Annotated in this window: 18 protein-coding genes; 1 reads left to right on the plus strand and 17 read right to left on the minus strand. The window is 38.8% G+C overall.

Annotated features, from left to right (window positions below; genetic code table 11):
* Nucleotides 1-14: 14 nt before the first annotated feature.
* Nucleotides 15-1,283, minus strand: coding sequence for a hypothetical protein (locus H6F45_RS01140; protein WP_190346227.1), 1,269 nt, complete (start codon nt 1,281-1,283; stop codon nt 15-17).
* 161 nt (nt 1,284-1,444) lie between these two features.
* Between H6F45_RS01140 and H6F45_RS01145 the strand changes: the two genes are divergently transcribed.
* Nucleotides 1,445-1,612 carry a hypothetical protein gene (locus H6F45_RS01145; protein ID WP_190346228.1) on the plus strand — a complete coding sequence of 56 codons (168 nt, stop codon included), beginning with the start codon at nt 1,445-1,447 and terminating at the stop codon, nt 1,610-1,612.
* Between the two features lie 60 nt (nt 1,613-1,672).
* Here H6F45_RS01145 and H6F45_RS01150 read toward each other — a convergent pair whose 3' ends face one another.
* The 16 genes from H6F45_RS01150 to cysC form a co-directional block, all read right to left on the minus strand.
* The gene (locus H6F45_RS01150) at nt 1,673-2,230 is read right to left on the minus strand and encodes a class I SAM-dependent methyltransferase (protein WP_347237696.1); all 558 of its coding nucleotides are present in this window, start codon (nt 2,228-2,230) and stop codon (nt 1,673-1,675) included.
* A 34-nt stretch (nt 2,231-2,264) separates the two neighbouring features.
* Complete coding sequence (locus tag H6F45_RS01155) at nt 2,265-3,275, minus strand: FkbM family methyltransferase (protein ID WP_190346230.1); 1,011 nt, start codon at nt 3,273-3,275, stop codon at nt 2,265-2,267.
* Between the two features lie 4 nt (nt 3,276-3,279).
* Nucleotides 3,280-4,449 (minus strand): glycosyltransferase family 4 protein, encoded by a 1,170-nt coding sequence (locus H6F45_RS01160; protein ID WP_190346231.1) that lies wholly within the window; start codon nt 4,447-4,449, stop codon nt 3,280-3,282.
* On the minus strand, nt 4,449-5,456 hold the full coding sequence (locus tag H6F45_RS01165; RefSeq protein WP_190346232.1) for a glycosyltransferase family 2 protein: 1,008 nt from the start codon (nt 5,454-5,456) through the stop codon (nt 4,449-4,451). Before H6F45_RS01165 ends, H6F45_RS01160 begins: the two co-directional genes overlap by 1 nt.
* A gap of 8 nt (nt 5,457-5,464) precedes the next feature.
* Nucleotides 5,465-6,100, minus strand: a complete 636-nt coding sequence (locus H6F45_RS01170) for a hypothetical protein (protein WP_190346233.1) — start codon at nt 6,098-6,100, stop codon at nt 5,465-5,467.
* Nucleotides 6,101-6,737: 637 nt separating this feature from the next.
* Nucleotides 6,738-7,484 carry an FkbM family methyltransferase gene (locus H6F45_RS01175; protein WP_190346234.1) on the minus strand — a complete coding sequence of 249 codons (747 nt, stop codon included), beginning with the start codon at nt 7,482-7,484 and terminating at the stop codon, nt 6,738-6,740.
* Nucleotides 7,485-7,790: 306 nt separating this feature from the next.
* Nucleotides 7,791-8,687 (minus strand): alpha-1,2-fucosyltransferase, encoded by an 897-nt coding sequence (locus tag H6F45_RS01180; RefSeq protein ID WP_190346235.1) that lies wholly within the window; start codon nt 8,685-8,687, stop codon nt 7,791-7,793.
* A gap of 34 nt (nt 8,688-8,721) precedes the next feature.
* Nucleotides 8,722-10,302: a right-handed parallel beta-helix repeat-containing protein gene (locus H6F45_RS01185; protein WP_190346236.1), complete on the minus strand. Its 1,581-nt coding sequence runs from the start codon at nt 10,300-10,302 to the stop codon at nt 8,722-8,724.
* 91 nt (nt 10,303-10,393) lie between these two features.
* Complete coding sequence (locus tag H6F45_RS01190; protein ID WP_190346237.1) at nt 10,394-11,800, minus strand: AMP-binding protein; 1,407 nt, start codon at nt 11,798-11,800, stop codon at nt 10,394-10,396.
* Nucleotides 11,801-11,980: 180 nt separating this feature from the next.
* Nucleotides 11,981-12,994, minus strand: a complete 1,014-nt coding sequence (locus H6F45_RS01195; RefSeq protein ID WP_190346238.1) for a phosphopantetheine-binding protein — start codon at nt 12,992-12,994, stop codon at nt 11,981-11,983.
* A 39-nt stretch (nt 12,995-13,033) separates the two neighbouring features.
* Complete coding sequence (locus H6F45_RS01200; RefSeq protein ID WP_190346239.1) at nt 13,034-14,011, minus strand: glycosyltransferase family 2 protein; 978 nt, start codon at nt 14,009-14,011, stop codon at nt 13,034-13,036.
* A 7-nt stretch (nt 14,012-14,018) separates the two neighbouring features.
* Nucleotides 14,019-14,747: an FkbM family methyltransferase gene (locus H6F45_RS01205; RefSeq protein WP_190346240.1), complete on the minus strand. Its 729-nt coding sequence runs from the start codon at nt 14,745-14,747 to the stop codon at nt 14,019-14,021.
* A 4-nt stretch (nt 14,748-14,751) separates the two neighbouring features.
* The gene (locus tag H6F45_RS01210) at nt 14,752-15,585 is read right to left on the minus strand and encodes an FkbM family methyltransferase (RefSeq protein WP_190346241.1); all 834 of its coding nucleotides are present in this window, start codon (nt 15,583-15,585) and stop codon (nt 14,752-14,754) included.
* A gap of 6 nt (nt 15,586-15,591) precedes the next feature.
* Nucleotides 15,592-16,368 carry a glycosyltransferase family 10 gene (locus tag H6F45_RS01215; RefSeq protein WP_190346242.1) on the minus strand — a complete coding sequence of 259 codons (777 nt, stop codon included), beginning with the start codon at nt 16,366-16,368 and terminating at the stop codon, nt 15,592-15,594.
* A 395-nt stretch (nt 16,369-16,763) separates the two neighbouring features.
* Nucleotides 16,764-17,711: a sulfotransferase gene (locus tag H6F45_RS01220; RefSeq protein WP_190346243.1), complete on the minus strand. Its 948-nt coding sequence runs from the start codon at nt 17,709-17,711 to the stop codon at nt 16,764-16,766.
* 159 nt (nt 17,712-17,870) lie between these two features.
* Nucleotides 17,871-18,497 (minus strand): adenylyl-sulfate kinase, encoded by a 627-nt coding sequence (cysC, locus tag H6F45_RS01225; RefSeq protein WP_242052540.1) that lies wholly within the window; start codon nt 18,495-18,497, stop codon nt 17,871-17,873.
* Between the last annotated feature and the right edge of the window lie 310 nt (nt 18,498-18,807).

An 18,807-nucleotide genomic window follows, 5' to 3' on the forward strand; every position in this document is an offset into this window, starting at 1 on the left:
ATCCCACAGATAATTTACTTCTGGTCGAACCCATTACAGGAGTATAATTGAATTTGTGACTGAGAAACATTCAACACCTGATTAAACCCTAATTTAGTGGACTTAGTACAGATATCTTCCTGAGAAAGTGGACGATTCCAAGACTCTTTACTATATTCAGCCATACCATAATTTTTAGTTAAATCACAGTCACTATTCTCACCTCGGACTCCATTCACCAAGGGTAATCCAGTCATTGCCGGAATGACAAAAGATTTATCCCAACAATTTCTTGCGCCTCTGGGTTGCCAAAAGTCTGAAAAGTCATGTGAAATATGAATGGCTAAGTTGTCATCTGTTGATAATTTCTTGGATTCAGTTAATTTAGCAAGTTCCCCTTGGATGTAACCTAACTCGGTTTTGGTGTTGAGTATTTCCCAGTTCACACTGGGAGGAAAGAGTAACAACCGTGACTGACGCTGGCGTTTGCTTAATCCTCTTAGATCAGTCAATGAATCTGACTGAGGAGAAAACTGATCTAGAGTGATGACTAACTGACTCGCAAACCCTAACCCCCTATCCTTGTAGCTAGAAATTTCCGGTGTTGAACTCCACAATGAGAAAATTAAAACTAACCCTATCAGTCCCCAACTAATAACAGGTGACAAAGGTTTAGTTTCATAGTCTAGGGGATCTACAATGAACAGAAAACCAGTTTGGCGGTTGACTGACCAATAGTCAGCTACAGCAGCCAAGGTAAATAATAATGTGACTAACAGCGCTGGTTGCACAAAATAACTTGCTGAACCCCCGCCGATTTCCAGTAAAACCCCTGGTAGTTGAGATGCTAAAAATAGCACTGTGAGGATGATCACTTGCGATCGCACCAGGAATTTTTCTTGATTCCTCTGCAACCAGTAGAATGGGATGATTAACCCTAAAAATACGATATTTTGCCAAATAAACTGACTTCTGTAAGCGCGTGCAAAGTGAAAAGGATAAAAGATGTTAGTCAGATTTCCAGCACTAAAGTTAAAGGCTAAGGCTAAACATCCCACAAAAAAAGCGATACCTAAAGCTAGTAACAGTCCTAGATATCGCCACTTCTGTTGATTTAGAGGCCACATTTTCGGGATAAACCCACAGAGGATGAGAAATAAAGCTAGTATCACCCCGGAAGAAATCTTAGCAGCGCCACAAGCTAGGACTGCTACCACGGCCAATGTTAGGGGTAAAGGTTCAACTGTCAACCAGCGATTACTTTCCCTAGCTTTGTACAACCATCTTTGCCCTACTGGTATCATGACTATAAATACAGGAAGGGAAAAATTATAGGATTCACTGGACAAAGAGAAATCCAGGATGCGAATTGCCAACAACCAGAATCATTCCCGCCCCTGACAGTTGTAGGGTTTTCATCACCGGTCAATCTTGTTGGGAACAATATAATATGTAAACAAAGATAGTGGCGCTAATACTGAATATACTTAGAGGAATTAAACTCCATCCCCCTAGTAAGGCTACTGCAAATGGTAATCCCATAAACACCAGGGAACCTATGGGTAATATCCAGATCACATGGGAAACATATCGCCAAGCTAAAGCAACGCCGCCAAATAGTACACCAGGATAAACAAAGATACCTACCCAGGGAACCCTGATAGTTGGGATTTTCAACGATTACCGTTTTGACCTAAGAAACTCGCTGGACGACTGTTAATGAGTCACAATGATCAACTTCTCTATATCGTTCATCTTTGAGAATAACGTTTTGTGTATACTGGGCAGCACCAACGTGATCGATGTTTCTTCCTTCATAAGATCGGCTATCATGCAATGCAATTATTCCTCCACATCTAACTAAAGGTGACCAGAGTATCCAGTCGGTTTTTATTCCTTCATAGCTATGATCGCCCTCAATAAACATGAAGTCTATAGGTTGAGTCTCTATCTGCTTAAATTTCTCAATTGCTTTATGGGAAAACTCTTCTAACCACATGATATTGCCATTTTGGGTTTTAGATGCTTCAGAATGAGCAATCAGCTTTTGCCAAGAAATTCCCAACTTACCCGTCTCAAAAGGGTCAATTGCATAGATGGTTCCCTGGGTATTCATGACTTCTCTAAGTTTTCTGGTATTAACTCCATGCCAAATGCGGATTTCTACCAGGCAAGTTTTATTTTTGGCATACTTAATCAAACATTTTGACTCAGAAGAAGTTGTTTGTGTCAAGGCTGGCTGAATAGCCACTAAGTAAGTAAGATATTATAACAATGGGTTGTTTTTAAACATGAGAAATAGACCTCTGCGAGAAAGAGTTTTTTAATGCATCAAATGTAGAAATGCGTTCGGCGTGAACCGCAAGTACATCTGTAAGTTTGGGAAATTCTTGTGGCTCTACACACTCGCCACGAACTAGACTAGATACTTGATAAAATTTACAGTAGCCGAAATTTCTCAGAATATTCAAGAGATCCGTTGATTTCAGACCAGCGATACGTTGTGCATCGGGATTTATTTCAAACCAGAGGAAGGGCTTGTACTTCAAAAGGACTGATTGAGAACCTTGAAACACCATGAATTCGGCTCCCTCAACATCTACTTTGATCAGATCAAGTTGGGATATTTCAGTCTCCTGTGCAACTTTGTCAAGGGTTTTCATTTCAACACTAATCTGAGTCGTGGTGGATGATTGACTAGTATGTTCTTTAAATAATGATCCAACACCCGATGACCGTTTGGGAATAGAAAATGTGGACTGTCCATTTTGATTTCCCACTGCTGTCTCAAAAACCGATATTTGCTGTAGTTGGTTAAGTTCCTTACTAGTTATTAAGGCTTTTGCTAGACGTGGTTGGGGTTCTACGGCAATAACTCGTCCTTCTGAACCAACTAGTCTTGACGCATATAAACTAAACATACCATGGTTGGCACCTATGTCAAAAAAAATGTCACCTTGGGTCAGTAACATTTCTTGCAGCTGAAATCCGCTGTATTTATTGGAAATAGACGGAATCGTATGCTGATATATTTCAAAATCCAACAGGTCAACAACAATCAATAAATTCCATTTGTTTATTTTGACCGGTAGTAAATTGTTGGATGAGACCGGAAACAAACTAAGATAGACTTTGATTAGATCAAATATTTTGTTTCCTCCAATAGTTCCCCCTTTTCTTGATTTGGGACCTCTTGAACACCACCAAAGCCACAGGCGACAAACAAAGGGAAACTCTACAAACTCTGGACAATTACTCCATTCAAGTTGATCTGAACTTAATTTGTAACTTTTCATCCACTTATTTTTGTTTAAAAGACTTTAAATATTCAAGAATCTGAAATGCATGAGATTTCCAGGTGTAACTGGTGCTAAATCTCTTTGCAGCACGGGCAATGTTCTTTGTCTTTTCCAGGTCTAATATCAAATTATTAATCACCTCTACAAATTCATCAACATCTCCCACCGGGCATAAATAACCATTGTTGCCAGAATCAATATAATCATGCATTCCTCCCTCATCTGATGCAACAACACATAAACCACAAGCCATAGCCTCTAAGGGTGTTTTGCCAAATCCTTCATAAAAACTGGGAAAAATAAATATTCCGTGCTGGCTATATGTTTCTTTAAGTTGAGACTGGGACATCCAGTCTAAAAGCTGAACACGCTCAAGTATATCGGGCAAAATTAAGGTTTTTATCCTCCCATGATCTTTAGCAGAAGCTACCCAGGTAAACCTGATATTTGGATTTTTAATTAAGACACGGTTGATAATCTCAGCTAAAACAAAATAACCCTTGATGAAGGCAAATTGACCCACATAGAGTAAATTCCACCATTTTACTGGAGATGTATCGGTGTCTATCAATTCTGGCTGGTTTAACAATTCATCGGACAATCCTTGAGGTGCTAAACAAACTTTACCTTGATCAACTTTGAGAAAATCAGTCAAAAATTTCTCATCCAAACTTGAGCTAACTATAATTCCATCGCAATATTTGATCACCTCTTGCCACTGACGATCTAGCAAACTTCGGAGAGTATATGTGATCAAGGGAGGATAACGAGATTCAGGAATATGATATTTCTGATGCCATTTTGGTAATACCTGATTAACTCTTAACTCAACACCATGACTCCGATTTAAAATCACTCCCGGAAAATTACTCTGTTTTAGTGCTTTACAAGCAAGGTAAGCTTGAGGCTGATCCAAAATGATTAAGTCGTATTGTTTAGCTCGAGTTGCCTTCATAACAGCCCGGCGGTAGGCTCTAGGTTGCTCTAACAAGGAATGGAGATTACCGTGAGCAATGCGCCTGGGTCCTAAATCATCAGCCCAAATTTCATCCACCTCATGACCAATTTCTCTCAATGCTTGGTTGGTGTAATAAACTGTTCCTGCGGCTCCAGAGTTAGGATCGCAAGGAGTATCGGCAACTGTCAGAATGCGTAAAGGAGAGTTCATCATCAATAGGGTATTGTGTGGACTTTAGCAAAGGGAAATTGCAGAATACTTTGCCCCAAACGAAACCATCCTTTCCAGTGCCAGGGACACAGACCTACTGTTTGCCATAGGTAGTTAACTGCTCGGCGATCGCCGTTGGTTAGTAATTGAGAACCCAAAAAATAGGCAGCTTGAGCAACAGCGAAGGGGTCGGGAGGATGTTTTGGCGATTTGTTGGCCAGGAGTTGGCTGCGTAGTTGTTTTGCTTCTTCTAGATAAACAGATTCTGATTGGCTGTTTAAACGGGCGGTTTTACACAGTTGACCCAGTTCTCCAAATCGAGATTGTATGGCACGATTAACACCGGAGGTGGAGTTAATCTCCCTGCGGTGAAGATATAGTACCTGGGACAGGCTGGCAAACTGGGCTTTTTCTGCTATCCTTAACCATAGATCTGAATCTTGAGCAAAATAGAAATCAGGGCGGTAACCACCGACGGCATTGTACACTGATTTGCGAAACAAAACACTACCATGGGCACCCGGACCCTGGCGGCGATGAAGTAATTCCTGGGTGGCTATTTCAGGGCTTTCAGATCGTTGAATAATGGTCAGTGGCTCTCCTTCGGGTCCGATATATTGGGTAGAGCAGGAAACCATACCAATCTGTGGACTACTTTGGATTTTAGCCAATTGCAGCTCTAGACGTTGCGGGTAGGAGTAATCATCAGCATCCTGACGGGCAATGAATTCACCTTGGGCTTGGTTACACCCCCGGATTAAGGACTGGGTTAGCCCAGTATTTTCTTGGTGAATCACTTTTATTCGTGAGTCCTGACTGGCTAGGCGATCTAAAATTGTTCCTGTTTCATCTGTTGAACCGTCGTTGATGATAATGAATTCAAAATCTGTGAAGGTTTGGTTCAAAATACTGTCTACTGAGGTTTTAACCGTCTGAGCATCGTTATAGACGCTCATAACAACGGAAACATTTGGTAATAATATCCCCTCATTTTTTGGAAACCCTGTCATATTATTCTTTAATCATTATGAATACGAATTATATCATTTAATACATAGCAGGACTGGTAGACTTTACTTCCCAGTATGAATTGCTGTAGATCGCTGAGATCGGGATAATCATTAGACCCATTAAAACATCTGGCATCATCTATCAGAATGATATGTTGATGCTTTAAAGGATGATTTAAAATATTTGTTAATTCAGTTAAAATAGGGGTATCTTTATCACCACAGGAAGTAATGCCACCAGAATAGTGAGCATCCAAATAGAATAGAACTGGCTCTTCAATGTTCTCAATAATTTGGGGTAAAACAACAGAACTATTGCCTTGATAAAGACTTATCTGAGGCTGGTTTGCAAACTTCAATCTGGCATTTTGATAAAGTTCTTCACTAAGCTCTATAGAGTAGAGACTCCTAAAATTGCGAGACACAGCTTGTATTGTATTCCCCATATAAGTTCCAGTTTCTACAAATGTTTTGATTCGATATTTACTCGCATAGTGTTTTATAGCCCAATGTTTTACAATTGCGGGGGGGGGGACTGGACAACCATCAAAACGCCACTGCACATACTTCTTGTAGTAATGATACATAGAACGAAGATGGACATATTCAGAATTTCCTTCCAATAATTTTCCTAAATAACTCATGGATAATCTCCAAACAAATAAGGTAACACTAAACTAAATTATACAGCAAATTCCATCTACATGAGGTACACAATGAGCGGGCAAGACTTGTACTGAGAGTTTAGTGAGCTTGTACTGAGCGACTTGTACTGAGCCTGTCCTGAGCCTGTCCTGAGCCTGTCCTGAGCCTGTCCTGAGCCTGTCCTGAGCCTGTCCTGAGCCTGTCCTGAGCCTGTCCTGAGCCTGTCCTGAGCCTGTCCTGAGCGGTGTCGAAGGGCGGTGTCGAAGGGCGGTGTCGAAGGGCGGTGTCGAAGGGCGGTGTCGAAGTGCGGAGTCGAACTATGTCGAAGTATACCTGCGCTACAAGGGTTTTATCATTAATATCTGTACCTCATAATAACGGAAACTGCTGTATATAGTTGTGTGCTACCATTTTTTAGTAACGATAAGTTGTCTTTACTCAAAATTTGGCGTAGCAATTCATCCTTGACTATATTGTTTCCATAAATTCCTACTTTACCAGGACTTACGCAAAAGGGAACGAAAGTAGGGGTAATACCCTTCGGGAAGCAAGCTACATGAATTACCCCTACGCAAGAATAAGGTTTTCAGTCACATCTTGCGTAAGTCCTATTTACAAGGAGTGTCTTAAAATTCATTATTTATCACGGAAAGAAACATTTTTAAATAAAGCATCTGAGTGCCATCTTTCAATTATAACTAGTTGAATTGCTTTGAGATATTTTTTTATCTGCTGTAAATTAGCTTGCCCCTCATACAACTCAGTGTCAGAGTATTCTGTGTATAAAAATCGAGTGTTTCTTAATGCTACTTCACCACCTTTAATAACGTCAATTTCACATCCTTGAACATCCATCCAAATAAAATCAATCGGACATTCCGCATTGCCTATGTTGTTAGCACTGCACCAAGTATCTAAGGTGAAAGTCGAAACATCAATACTGCTCGGAAAAGTAATATTAGGGTGTAAGTTTATATGCTGCGCAGGCTTTCTTAGAGATCCAGAACACGTCCAATCACTATCAGTTCTGTTACTCTGGAAAAATTTTTGTTTACCGTTAGACATACCAAGGGCAATTTCATAAAGATTTATATTCGGATGATTCCCCACCTTTTCTTTGAAAGACACAACTGCTCTTGGGTCAGGTTCAAAACAATATATGGAGGGATTTTCAAATATCTCTAAAAACCATAAAGTGTGAGTACCATCATTACACCCAATTTCTAGAATGACAGGGTTTTTCTTTTGTATAAGAGACCTGAGTAACTTGCTATTTACCGGCTCATAGGAAACGGGGGGGATACCTTTTAATAACCAATAATAAAATTCCCTAACTTTTTGAAAAATCCAGATTCTTTTGACCAGATATGGAATAATTTTCATAGTGTTTAACTCTGCAATTAGTTAGTTTTTGTGGTTAAATCAGTCTTTGATTTGGTAAGCTTGATTCTAGAAAATTTAGATCATAGTTGTTGAGAAGGATTCTAGTACAGCATGGCATAAATAAACCAACCATTCTCAATCGCTAAAAAGCTTACGACCTACTATTTTTGACTTTTGACTTTTGACTTTTGACTTTTGACTTTTGACTTTTGACTTTTGACTTTTGACTTTTGACTTTTGACTTTTGACTTTTGACTTTTGACTTTTGACTTTTGACTTTTGACTTTTGACTTCCGCGAAGCGGTACTAGTTCCCTTTGAAGATTTCATCTAGAGTAACGTGAACCTTTGCATATCGACCAAAACTTTGAGGATTAAAACACTGAAAATCTGTGTTTAATTGAGGATTGTAGAGAGGTTTAAACCCATACCGATATTCGGCTTTATAATTAAGAATATGCAAAGGTACTTTACCCCAAAATGAAGACCAATGGCTAAAGGTGCTATTAGGTCCAACTATAAAGTCACAATGAGCGAGAGTGTAGAGATCCTGAATGACACCTCCATGACCTTGATAAATCTGTAAATCTGAATAAGACGATAGATCTTGATATTCATCTGAACAAACAATAAACGAGACAGTTTGATGTGGACACTGTTCTTTGAGTAATCGCATTATAGCAACGTATTCTTCCAAATTGTAATACATTATTCCATCGCAAAACTCTTTGTAGTCTCCATGTCTTACATGAACACCAATCAAGATATCACACTGTTTTCTTGCTTGGTAGATAAGGGAGTGAATTTGCTTGACGATAGCATCTTTAGGTGTAAAATACGACCGGATTTGTGTGGAAAATTGATTTAGGCATTCTGGAGCAGAAAAATAAAAACCATGTAAAAACACGATATATTTCCTGCATAAATTGTCGGAAGTGACATGATCTAAATCAAGTAAATATCCATTATCTAATTTGATAGAATCAAAGATAGAGATTCGATCATTAACTCTTGAAAAGATGGGAAGTACTTCTTTGAGAATATTGTTTTCATTAATACCACTAAAAAATCTTGAATCGTTGTAAAAACTGGGATTGTGCACACTAAAATTATGTTTCATGCCATAAGCAAGGACATTTGCGTAAGTCCACAATCTATTTCCTAGTCTTCCATACTGGGAAAGTAAGGCAATAATTGGTTTCATCTGGGAACTCCAGGTACTTCAAAAAAGGGTTAACTTAGTTTAGTCGAGACACAGGATTGGATTTTATGTGTTGAGGAAAAACGCGCAACCATAAGACTGTGAAAATGACTCCTAAACCAGCCCCCCAATTACGTCCGGTTAATGCTCCCACTAAAATGGCATGGCGATCGGGGTTAGGATATTCCTGGGGTAATGTAATCATTTTATTATTGCGAACTGTGACCTGGGGATGCCAAGGGGGATTTTTCATCCCTTCCACGGCAAAGAGATTTTCTTCCACCCATACATCTTTAACAGGTGGACCCCAATAGGCAAGATAACGCCCAACAAAGGTATTATTGCGAATCTGAATATTTTGAATCGGGCTTTGATTATTGGGCGAACCGGGTTTATACCAAGGATTGAGTAACTTGACTTGGGAGCCATTGACCCCACCAGCAGGATGCAGGAATCGGTTATTTTCTACTAAAACTGGCCCGGTTAAAACTGGACTTAATCCTAGGTTTTGTTCAAAGTCGTAAACTAGGTTGTGATGAAAATGAACTTTTTCAGCAGGTCCATCCATTTCGATCGCATCATCCGTACCATACATTAAAAGATTACCATAGATATTTGCCCCATTCTGCCCGGGTTTATCCAGATGGGGGGAAATCTGCAAGGCATCACCACCATGGCTAACTACATTATGACGAATCACTAAATTAGGAGAACTTGCAGAAATCAGTGTAGAGTCTGAGTAGTGAGCGTATACTTCATTCCAGGGAAGCCAATTCTTTAGCCAGTTGTATTGGGGATAATTATGGTAAAGGTTATATTCAACTACCAGATGGGATGGTGCATTGATGTGAGGTGAAGCACTAATTCCTGTGCCAGCGCCTGTGAGCAGAGTATTTTTAATAGTAATGTAACCACTATCCCACAGCAAAAAGCCAGAACCAACGCCAAGTTCTAACCGTAGACCGTCAAAAACTAGATGTTGTGCCTCTAGCCAAATATTGGCCACCCGACTATTGCCCCACTCTCGCGGTGACGGAATTTCTCGGTGAAATACTAGCTTTTGATTATTTGGTATTTCTCCATGGGGTAGAAAAAGATAAAAACGCTTTGTTTCCCTATCGTAGGTAAAAGCACCGTAGGAGTTGGGTTGACTTACTAAGGTTTTAAGTCTTTCTATTCCCCCCCAGCGAACATCATAAAGAACACCGCCGTTATACAGGGCATAGTAGATAGGCCAAGGGGTCTGGGTTGAATATAGTCCATTGCCATGCGATCGCCAGGTTAGATATTGGGTTACCTGTGGTGGAACAGCATTAGTGATGGTTACTGTTCCCGGTTGTTGGGCGCGAAAGGTAATGGGGCGATTGGGTGTTCCCCCACGGCGAACCCGCAGGTCTTCCCGATAGATACCGGGTAAAATAACTACCTCTTCTCCCGGTGTGGCCATATTCGCAGCCCGTTGTATAGTTTTAACAGCCCTTTGGGGACTGTTGCCTAGATTCCAGTCAGATCCCTGGGGAGAGACGTAAATTTTACCCTGGCGCAACCAAGGGGTTGGGGGTTGCCATAGATTGATGGCAGCTAAGAGGGTGCTAATTATTAGCAGGATGTCCCGCATCTGCTATACTGTATATATAGGATATAGCAAGAGTAGCACTGAATCATTCTTCACAACCTAATCAGAATTGCTACATTATTTATTAATGCAGTTAAGTATGTAATAAAGATTTTAAATGGGTGTAATCAACTTTGCCATTTTGCGTTAGGGGAAGGGATTCCAAAAACAGGAAGTCAATATACTGTGTGGGAATTCTCAAGTTTTTATAAAGGTAATCACATACTTGACTCTTAAGATTTTCACAGCCTATTTTCATGATGATAAACAACTTTTCATCTGCTTGAGAAAGGCATACAAAAAAGGTTTTATCAAGAAAACGATTACATAAAATATGTTCAATTTCATCTAGATTTATTCTTTCTCCTAATAACTTGATAAAACGTTTGCTACGACCTACGATGTAATAGAATCCTGACTCATCCATTCGTGCGATATCTCCAGTATTTAGAGACTCCTGAAACAAAAAAGTATCTAAATCTGAATAGGAAGACGCATATCCACCAAAAATGTTTGGTCCGTTAAAAATTAACTCTTTAGTTTCTGGGTAAATTTCAAAAGAACCATTTTTAACAGGCTTACCTATTGAGTTTGGTCTATGCTTTAAATCTGAATGCTTTATATAAGACATTCTAGGAGATGCTTCAGTTTGTCCATACATTACAAAAAAGTCTTTGCCATTCATATCTGAGTACTCAACCAGGGTGTTCACAATATCTGCTTTGAGTTTTCCTCCCGCCTGAGTAAAATAGCGAAGACTGGGTAAATTAGTGCTTAGAAAGCCAAGACTCAGAAGCATCTCGTATAAAGGCGGAGTCCCTGCAAAACTCGTCATTTTGAATTCAGTAAAATCAGACCAAAACCTCTTGTCAATATTATTTTTGCAAGAGGAAATAATAGTTCCACCGGAAATTAAGTTAGTTGTTAAAATTGACAGTCCGTAAGAGTAGTCTAGGGGTAAATTCAAAGGTGTTATATCACTGGATTCGATGGGTAAGTAATCAATGATTGAAAGCGCATTTTCTAGAAGATTTTTCTGAGAAAGCTTGACAAGTTTAGGTGAGCCAGTCGATCCAGATGTGCTTATTAAAGCATCGATATGTGGCGAAACTGTGTATTTTTTGTTTTGTTCTAGTCTAAGGAAAATTTTAGATTCCCGGCTATTAGGTAGAGTAGTTAATAACTGGAAACCATCAATAAAGTTTCGAGTATTGTCGTAAATAAAATGAGGCTGGAAATCATATTCTAGCTTTAACTTTAAATCAGAAGCTAGTTTATCCTTAAATAAGGCAATAGTTTGACCTCGACTCAAGAAACCAAGAAGAGCGGATACAGATATAATAGAGTTATCTAAATATAAAAATGCGAGTTTTTTGGGAAATTCTTCAATTATAGTATATGGATCAATCAAGTCCCAAAGTGTAAATGAAGTAGCTAATGAAATGTCATAAAAAATGCTGGTTTTTTTAGATTTAATAAGATTAATCAGATCTAACGTCATAGGTCTATTAAGGGTTTAATTGTTAGTAATGTGGGATTTTATTGAATATAGGAGTTACGCAAGATGTGACTGAAAACCTTATTCTTGCGTAGGGGTAATTCATGTAGCTTGCTTCCCGAAGGGTATTACCCCTACTTTCGTTCCCTTTTGCGTAAGTTCTGGAATAGTAATCAGCAAAGGTCAAATTTCTTCAATAAACTTTTTTATCATTTGTGATGCTAACAAGTTAGTTTGTGAATTATTTCTAACTCCCATATGGTCTGAGCCAATGATAGAAATGTTTACAGAGCTAACTGTGGTAGACCACTGATGATGATACAGTTGCATATTTAACAAGCTATTTCCAAATTCTGAACGAACAAAAAGATGGCATTTACAATTGATATTCATATCAAAAGTTTCTTTTTCAAATTGACGAAAATTTTTGATATTTTCTCGGAGATAGATTCTGTTTAAAAGGTTTTTTTTCACTGGTTTAATGATATCCAACAGTGGTAGTGAGACTTTTATGAGAACGTATAGATAATCAACAAGCTTACTTTTTAGATTTTTATAATCTAATTTTTGTATGTTTTTTTGACCTGATTGAAACCACTCTTTACGAGGATAACTTTCAATTAGCCCCAGAAACACAACTTTCTTACCTTTTTCAATAAGCTTGTTAGCAATAGAAAGGGCAATCCATGATCCATGACAGAATCCTCCTAATAAGTAGTCCTCTGTTGGATTTAACTTAATGATTTCTTCAACACAAGAGTCAACGATATTATATATATCCCCCAATTTTAGATTTTCCTTAACTCCATGTATTTTTTCATAAATTCCAGGAGAGTAGTAAACCGGCCTTTGATCCTCAAAATTGGGTGCAAAAGCAAAGGCAAAAAATGGAGAAATATGGTGCTGTCCACTCACTAATGGATAGAAGTAGTGACAAGCGATAGATTGCTCTATAACAGTATTTTCAGTCTCTACACTGCTAAATTTTGAACAATATGAGCAAAATTCTCCTAGTGATGGGTTTGAGAATATACTCGATATAGAAAGTTTGATGTTTAATTGTAATTCTACCTCATACAAAATCTCAAGAGCTTCCCGTGAAGATCCCCCTAAGTCAAAAAAGTTATCATTGGGATTAATATCTTGTATATTAAGAACTTTCTCCCAAATTTTGGCGATTGTTTGGCTGATATTCATGTAATTCTTAGTGTAATAGTTTTTTATATTTTCCGACATCTAACGGCTTTTTTTCAAGGCTTCTGTCCAGGTTACTGCTCTTGGCCAACCCAAGACTTTTGTTAACGCTTTGAAGGTTCTAATTTCCCAAGGTGCATGGTGGGTAGCAACCATCTCATTGGCAAAGCTGAGGGCTTCCTTAGCTTCTGCTATCAGTTGTCGTTCGCCGCATAGTCGAGCAATCCAGAACATTTTACGAGAAAATTGTTCTAGATAACTCCAATCAGTTAAGCCCTGGGATTTCATCCGCAGCCAAATAGATTTATGGGAGCGGAAGAAATCACGGGTCAAGGCTGGGGTAAACCCTGTTTTCATCCCACTGGAGCGATCGCCTTGATGGTCTCGAACAATAACGGCAACTTCCGGCACATGGACGGTTTTGACTCCTAACATCCCGGCTCTGAGATCGTGTTCCCAGTCTTCCATACAGCGGAAGTTACCCCACGGACCGATAGCATCGCAGACGCTACGTCGCCACAGAGGTGCATTGGTATCCCAGCCTCGTTGGGGCAAAAAGTCGGGAAAAATATTGTCAATTTTTTCGTTTGTTCTCGCCCAGGGTTTAATTTCACCTGTCACCATGTTTTTGCGTAGGGTAATACCGTAGGCTACCCCAGCATCAGGATTTTCTTGGAGGGCTTTGACCTGTAGCTGTAATTTTGTCGGTTCTAACAGGTCGTCTGAGTCTAAATATTGAATAAATTCTCCTTGAGCATGGGCTAAACCGGTATTTCTGGCGATCGCCTGGCCGGAGTTTGGTTGGTAGATATATTGAATTACACTTGTGTCAGTAGTTGACAAAGAAATTACTAGATCCTTGGTTTTGTCGGTAGAACCATCATCAATTACAATTACTTCAATGTAAGAATGGCTTTGTGCTAGCACACAATGTAATGCTTCCCTAAGCAACTGATAGCGATTAAAAGTAGGAATAATAACAGAAACTAATTCCTGTTTGATCATAGATAAAATATTCAATTTAAATTTAACTAGTTGATCGAGAGAATAATATGTCCGCTTGTAATGGGTTCCCTTCAGAATCAAAACAAAAGCCATCCATCAAAATAGGCTGAAAATCAAATAATCTTAGATAATCGACAATTTCTGTCCAAATAGGAGCACCTTCGTATAGTGGGATGAATTGAATTTCGCTAACAATGTATTCAACATCCTTAATTCTTTCACCACATCCTCTTAATGCATATAGCTCAAATCCTTGAATATCAAGTTTAAGTAATTTAACATCCTTAATCTCATGCTCATCAAGATAAGAATCTAAGCGAATGATATCAACATAGTACTTTTTATGTTCGGAAAAATCAATATAACTCCAACCTTTTTTGGTTGCCTCAGCCGTGGGTAAAAAGGAACTGGAAGGATGAAATTTACTCACTAAAAACTCTCGCTTTTCATTATTTTCACCAACTCCAACCCCGACAACATGGCAACGTGGTTTTCCTAAGTTTCGCCCAAAAAGCGTTGCTTTATTCTTGAGTTCTAAATATAATTCTTGATTTGGCTCAAAGCAATGAACAGTAGCAAGGGGAGCGTGTAAAAGAATATTGCCAGCAAATCCTCCTCTATTTGCGCCCACATCTAAAATCACACATTCTTTACTACCAAAATCAATCAAGTCTAGGACTGGCCTTGAAGGAACAAGATTTAATTTAAATTTTTGTTTAATCTTGCGGATATAGTATTTAATCAGATCCATAATTTTATTTGCAGATGATGTTCAATAGATAAAAATCATTACAACCAATAGTTGTTATTTTCACATAACCATATTGTTGCATATAACAGGAAACAGATTTGTCAGAGCCACCAGAGTTGTCCTCTATGACTAGTAAATTTGGCTTGTATTTAGAAAAATTAATTCCTTTTAAAACATCTATTTCTACTCCCTCAACATCAATACTTATAAAGTCAATATTGTCTATTTCATACTCTTTCAAAATGCTATCCAAGTTACGTGAAGGGACATCCACTGTTGTGATTATTCCTTTTGCGGATTTAATTCTCTGTAATTGCTTATCATTTGCTGATACAAAGCTTAGAGTGTCAACCCCCCCCTTACCTGTAACCACAGAGAAATTAATATTACCACCGTCTGTTTCTCCTAATGCTGTATGGAGGGTAATAGAATTAGGTCGATTGACTTTACACTGTTTAGCTAATTCAGGATGGGCTTCAATTAAGATTCCCTTCCAACCAATTTTCTCAAAAAAGTAACTATTACTTAATCTAATTCCGTCATAAGCGCCAATCTCAATAAAAAAGCCATCAAGTTTAAAGTCAAGCAGTTGCCATATATATAGTTCTTCTCCATGTTGAGAATAAGTTGAAAGCTGACTGCAAAAATTTGGTACTCGAGCGCGAGCCTCAGCCAGACAAGCAATACGACTAAGATTAATACACTGCTTTTCTTGTTTGAGTAATTTAGACTCTATCTGGAATACTCTCAGGTAAGTATCTCGTATCTTGCTATACAGCCCAACAAATAGAATTGCTAGAGCAGTTATTAAAAAAAGGAAAAGTATAATAATTGGCATATTCATTTAATTTAAATTGATTTGGATATTTTCCCACAATTGGCGGCTTTTTAGGGTAATTTTGTACCGTAAATACGATTCTCGATTTAGATAGCGCTGACTTGAATTTAGAAGATTTAATGGAATTTGAGAAGATAAACGTGAGAGTAAACCCTGATGATTATGCCAATTCTCTCGAATAGCCTTAAGTTTGTTTTCAATCAAAAATGGATACATTTCATCGTAAAGATTTGGAGATAAGTTATCTAAAATTGATATTAGTTCCTCTTTGGTGTTGAAAGTCAGTATCCCTTTTGGATTAAAAAATTCAGAAATCTCAGGACAACCATAATAAATGGGAACAGTCTCTAAAAGCAGGCAATCAACAAGTTTTTCAGAAAAGTAATAATTACTAGCCACATTTTCCATGGCAATCGAAAAATAATAAGGGGCGATCGCCTCTCGTTTCCCTGGTACAGGATTAATTCCTTTACCAAAGCACTCAACATTATTTGCAGTTAAACACAGATCGGCGATTTCTCGACGAAATTTATAAGCCCCATCATCGGGATGAGCTAAACTCCCCATAAATGATATTAATTTTGATTTTGGTGGATGCTCGGCTAAAATCTGTTCTGAGTCTATCTCATTTCTAATGCCTAGCCAATTGGTTCCAAATATTAGAGGTTTAAAAGGCTTTCCCACATCCAGTAAGTGTTGTTGGTGTGTGAAGACAATGGGAAACCTGCGGACAATTTGGGCAATATGCTGGTAAGAATAATCAATTGGACTTTCTGTTAACATAGCAATGCGCCGATTTCTTGGATAGCGAAATACTTCATTGGATAAGACTGCTTTGCTTGCAAAAAGTCCCAGAACAAACTCCTGACCAATTTTTAAACTCGGTTCAAAAATGAAGTTAAAAGTTTGGTCTTGGAACCTGACGGTAATCGAGTCTTGACTTACCTGCTGACGATATACATCAATGTTATAGCATTTCATTTTTTTGCTTGAGTGTATTAATCCGAACCTGAGATGAACAGGTCATTTTTTGAACAAGAATTTGATTATTGCGATCGCCGTTGGCTTTTTTGGGAGCGGAGGGGTGCTAAAGGTGAATGAAAGGCAACTACCCCCTTCAGATATTTTGCAAGTGCGTAAACTATCTAAAAATTCAGTGTCTTCTCCCCCCCCATTTTCTATTGGTCTACATATAAAGATATACCAAAATTATTCCAGATATTTTTAATCTGGTTAATCTGCCTTTCTTCTAGTTGATCTTTCCAAGTATAGGCCATTGCTAGGCTATTTCTAGCCACAGCATGGGGATGATAATTTTCAATAGCCTGTAATTCTCCATAACATAGGTGCTGATGTCGTTTTTTCACTTGGTCATCATAGGGCAAATTAAGATCCTCGAATATCTTGGCAAATTCATCAAGGGGATTTTGGCACAGTTGCTCAAAAAACAGTGGTTTGCCAATCTTTTTCTGCACGCAATCCCATAATACGGTAGTCAGCGCACCATACAAAACCGTAGCCGAATAGATTGTATCCTCATCACAGTATTTCTCCAGCAAATCTTGGTAGGGATGAAGGTGATCCGCCATCAAATCGGAATTTTGTAAGAATCGCTTCAAAGGCGCGCCACAGGGCCAACCTAAACGGCGAATGCTGGCGACGAACCCGCAAGGATGGCGAAAAAGAATGAGTGTTTCTAGATCAAAATTTTTAGTTAAATATTCTGTCATCAAACAAGCCAAGGGATCTTTGATCATGATGCGTTGTGACGGAGAAGGAAACAATCGCAGCGGCATCAAGGGGTGATCGGTATTGGCGATATGAACTGATTCGGGAAACTGATTATTCAGTACTGAAGTCATTAACCGGTCAACTTCAGGCGATGGATACTTAGGAGATTGATAGCTTAACCATTCTTTCCAGCGTTGCTTCAGAGGACTAAAGGGTTCATGAATATACCAAATCCCGGAAGCAGCTAACATACTAGCAAACCAGGTTGTGCCACTGCGATGGGTTCCCGTAACCAAGATTGGCTTACCTGTGGGAACCCATGCAATTCTCTGTCGTTGTTTTGGATAATCTTGCCACGCTTTAATTAACTTCCCAGTTGTTAGCTTCCAGTTCATAATTGATTAATTATTAAAATTCAAGTCTACCGATGGACTAAGCTGTCGTGCAGCCAGATTGTATAATAGGAAATTAAGTAATCAAGCGATCGCCCCGTGAATTATGCCAGCAAAAAACCATCTATCTAAAGAGCAGAGAGAAGAGCTTTTAAAAGACTCCTACTGAGTGAAAGTGAACTTCTTTCTCACGTATTCGAGTAGCTGTTGTAGGCTGTCCTCAACAGAAAGCTCCGAAGTTTCCACCAGTAAATCTGGTGTTATCGGTGGTTCGTAGGGGGCGCTGATTCCCGTAAAAGACTCAATTTCTCCACGGCGTGCTTTTACATAGAGACCCTTGGGGTCACGTTGTTCACAAATTTCCATTGGAGTTGCAATATATACTTCATGAAACAGATCTCCGGCAAGAATACGTATTTGATCCCGGTCTTTCCTGTAAGGTGAAATGAAAGCAGTAATCACTAGACAACCCGAATCCGCAAAAAGTTTGGCCACCTCGCCAATACGACGGATATTTTCCGCACGATCAGCAGCAGAAAATCCCAAGTCAGCACATAATCCATGACGGATATTGTCACCATCAAGGACAAAAGTATACCAGCCTTTCTGGAACAAAATCCGATCTAATTCGAGAGCCAATGTTGTTTTACCTGATCCTGATAATCCAGTGAACCATAGAATTCCATTTCGGTGACCATTCTTCAAACAACGATCAAATGGGGACACAAGATGTTTTGTATGTTGAATATTGGTTGATTTCATATCTATGATAAAAGTGATTGATACCATTTTTTTGAGTACCCGTCTTAACCTGTTGGGACTCAATTTAACAAAGCGATCGCTTTCTAATTTTTCAGCTAATTGAACACTGTTGTATGTACGTGTTTTTTTTAAGGCATTCCTCCAAAAATACTATGTTTAAGACTTCTTAGTAAATTAATCATGTTAACAATTTGTTTGGTTAGGTTATTGTCTGCTATATAAAACCTAGACAAAACTAGACTTTACTTTCTACTTCAACGGGAGCATGGGAGCAGTTATCCCTCGGTAGACTTTCACGCTTTAGCCAAACGCGATAAATTAATTGCAGCGTTTAGAT

Origin of the sequence: Sphaerospermopsis sp. FACHB-1194, assembly GCF_014696235.1 — a bacterium.
In the GTDB taxonomy this organism is placed as follows: domain Bacteria; phylum Cyanobacteriota; class Cyanobacteriia; order Cyanobacteriales; family Nostocaceae; genus Sphaerospermopsis; species Sphaerospermopsis kisseleviana.

What these genes read in the sequence shown, in the direction of transcription:
- H6F45_RS01165 (WP_190346232.1), bottom strand. Translation starts at nt 5,456, where the DNA reads ATGACAGGGTTTCCAAAAAATGAGGGGATATTATTACCAAATGTTTCC.
- H6F45_RS01170 (WP_190346233.1), bottom strand. Translation starts at nt 6,100, where the DNA reads ATGAGTTATTTAGGAAAATTATTGGAAGGAAATTCTGAATATGTCCAT.
- H6F45_RS01210 (WP_190346241.1), bottom strand. Translation starts at nt 15,585, where the DNA reads ATGCCAATTATTATACTTTTCCTTTTTTTAATAACTGCTCTAGCAATT.
- H6F45_RS01220 (WP_190346243.1), bottom strand. Translation starts at nt 17,711, where the DNA reads ATGAACTGGAAGCTAACAACTGGGAAGTTAATTAAAGCGTGGCAAGAT.
- H6F45_RS01155 (WP_190346230.1), bottom strand. Translation starts at nt 3,275, where the DNA reads ATGAAAAGTTACAAATTAAGTTCAGATCAACTTGAATGGAGTAATTGT.
- H6F45_RS01140 (WP_190346227.1), bottom strand. Translation starts at nt 1,283, where the DNA reads ATGATACCAGTAGGGCAAAGATGGTTGTACAAAGCTAGGGAAAGTAAT.
- H6F45_RS01185 (WP_190346236.1), bottom strand. Translation starts at nt 10,302, where the DNA reads ATGCGGGACATCCTGCTAATAATTAGCACCCTCTTAGCTGCCATCAAT.
- H6F45_RS01195 (WP_190346238.1), bottom strand. Translation starts at nt 12,994, where the DNA reads ATGAATATCAGCCAAACAATCGCCAAAATTTGGGAGAAAGTTCTTAAT.
- H6F45_RS01190 (WP_190346237.1), bottom strand. Translation starts at nt 11,800, where the DNA reads ATGACGTTAGATCTGATTAATCTTATTAAATCTAAAAAAACCAGCATT.
- H6F45_RS01175 (WP_190346234.1), bottom strand. Translation starts at nt 7,484, where the DNA reads ATGAAAATTATTCCATATCTGGTCAAAAGAATCTGGATTTTTCAAAAA.
- H6F45_RS01160 (WP_190346231.1), bottom strand. Translation starts at nt 4,449, where the DNA reads ATGATGAACTCTCCTTTACGCATTCTGACAGTTGCCGATACTCCTTGC.
- cysC (WP_242052540.1), bottom strand. Translation starts at nt 18,497, where the DNA reads ATGGTATCAATCACTTTTATCATAGATATGAAATCAACCAATATTCAA.
- H6F45_RS01180 (WP_190346235.1), bottom strand. Translation starts at nt 8,687, where the DNA reads ATGAAACCAATTATTGCCTTACTTTCCCAGTATGGAAGACTAGGAAAT.
- H6F45_RS01205 (WP_190346240.1), bottom strand. Translation starts at nt 14,747, where the DNA reads ATGGATCTGATTAAATACTATATCCGCAAGATTAAACAAAAATTTAAA.
- H6F45_RS01215 (WP_190346242.1), bottom strand. Translation starts at nt 16,368, where the DNA reads ATGTTAACAGAAAGTCCAATTGATTATTCTTACCAGCATATTGCCCAA.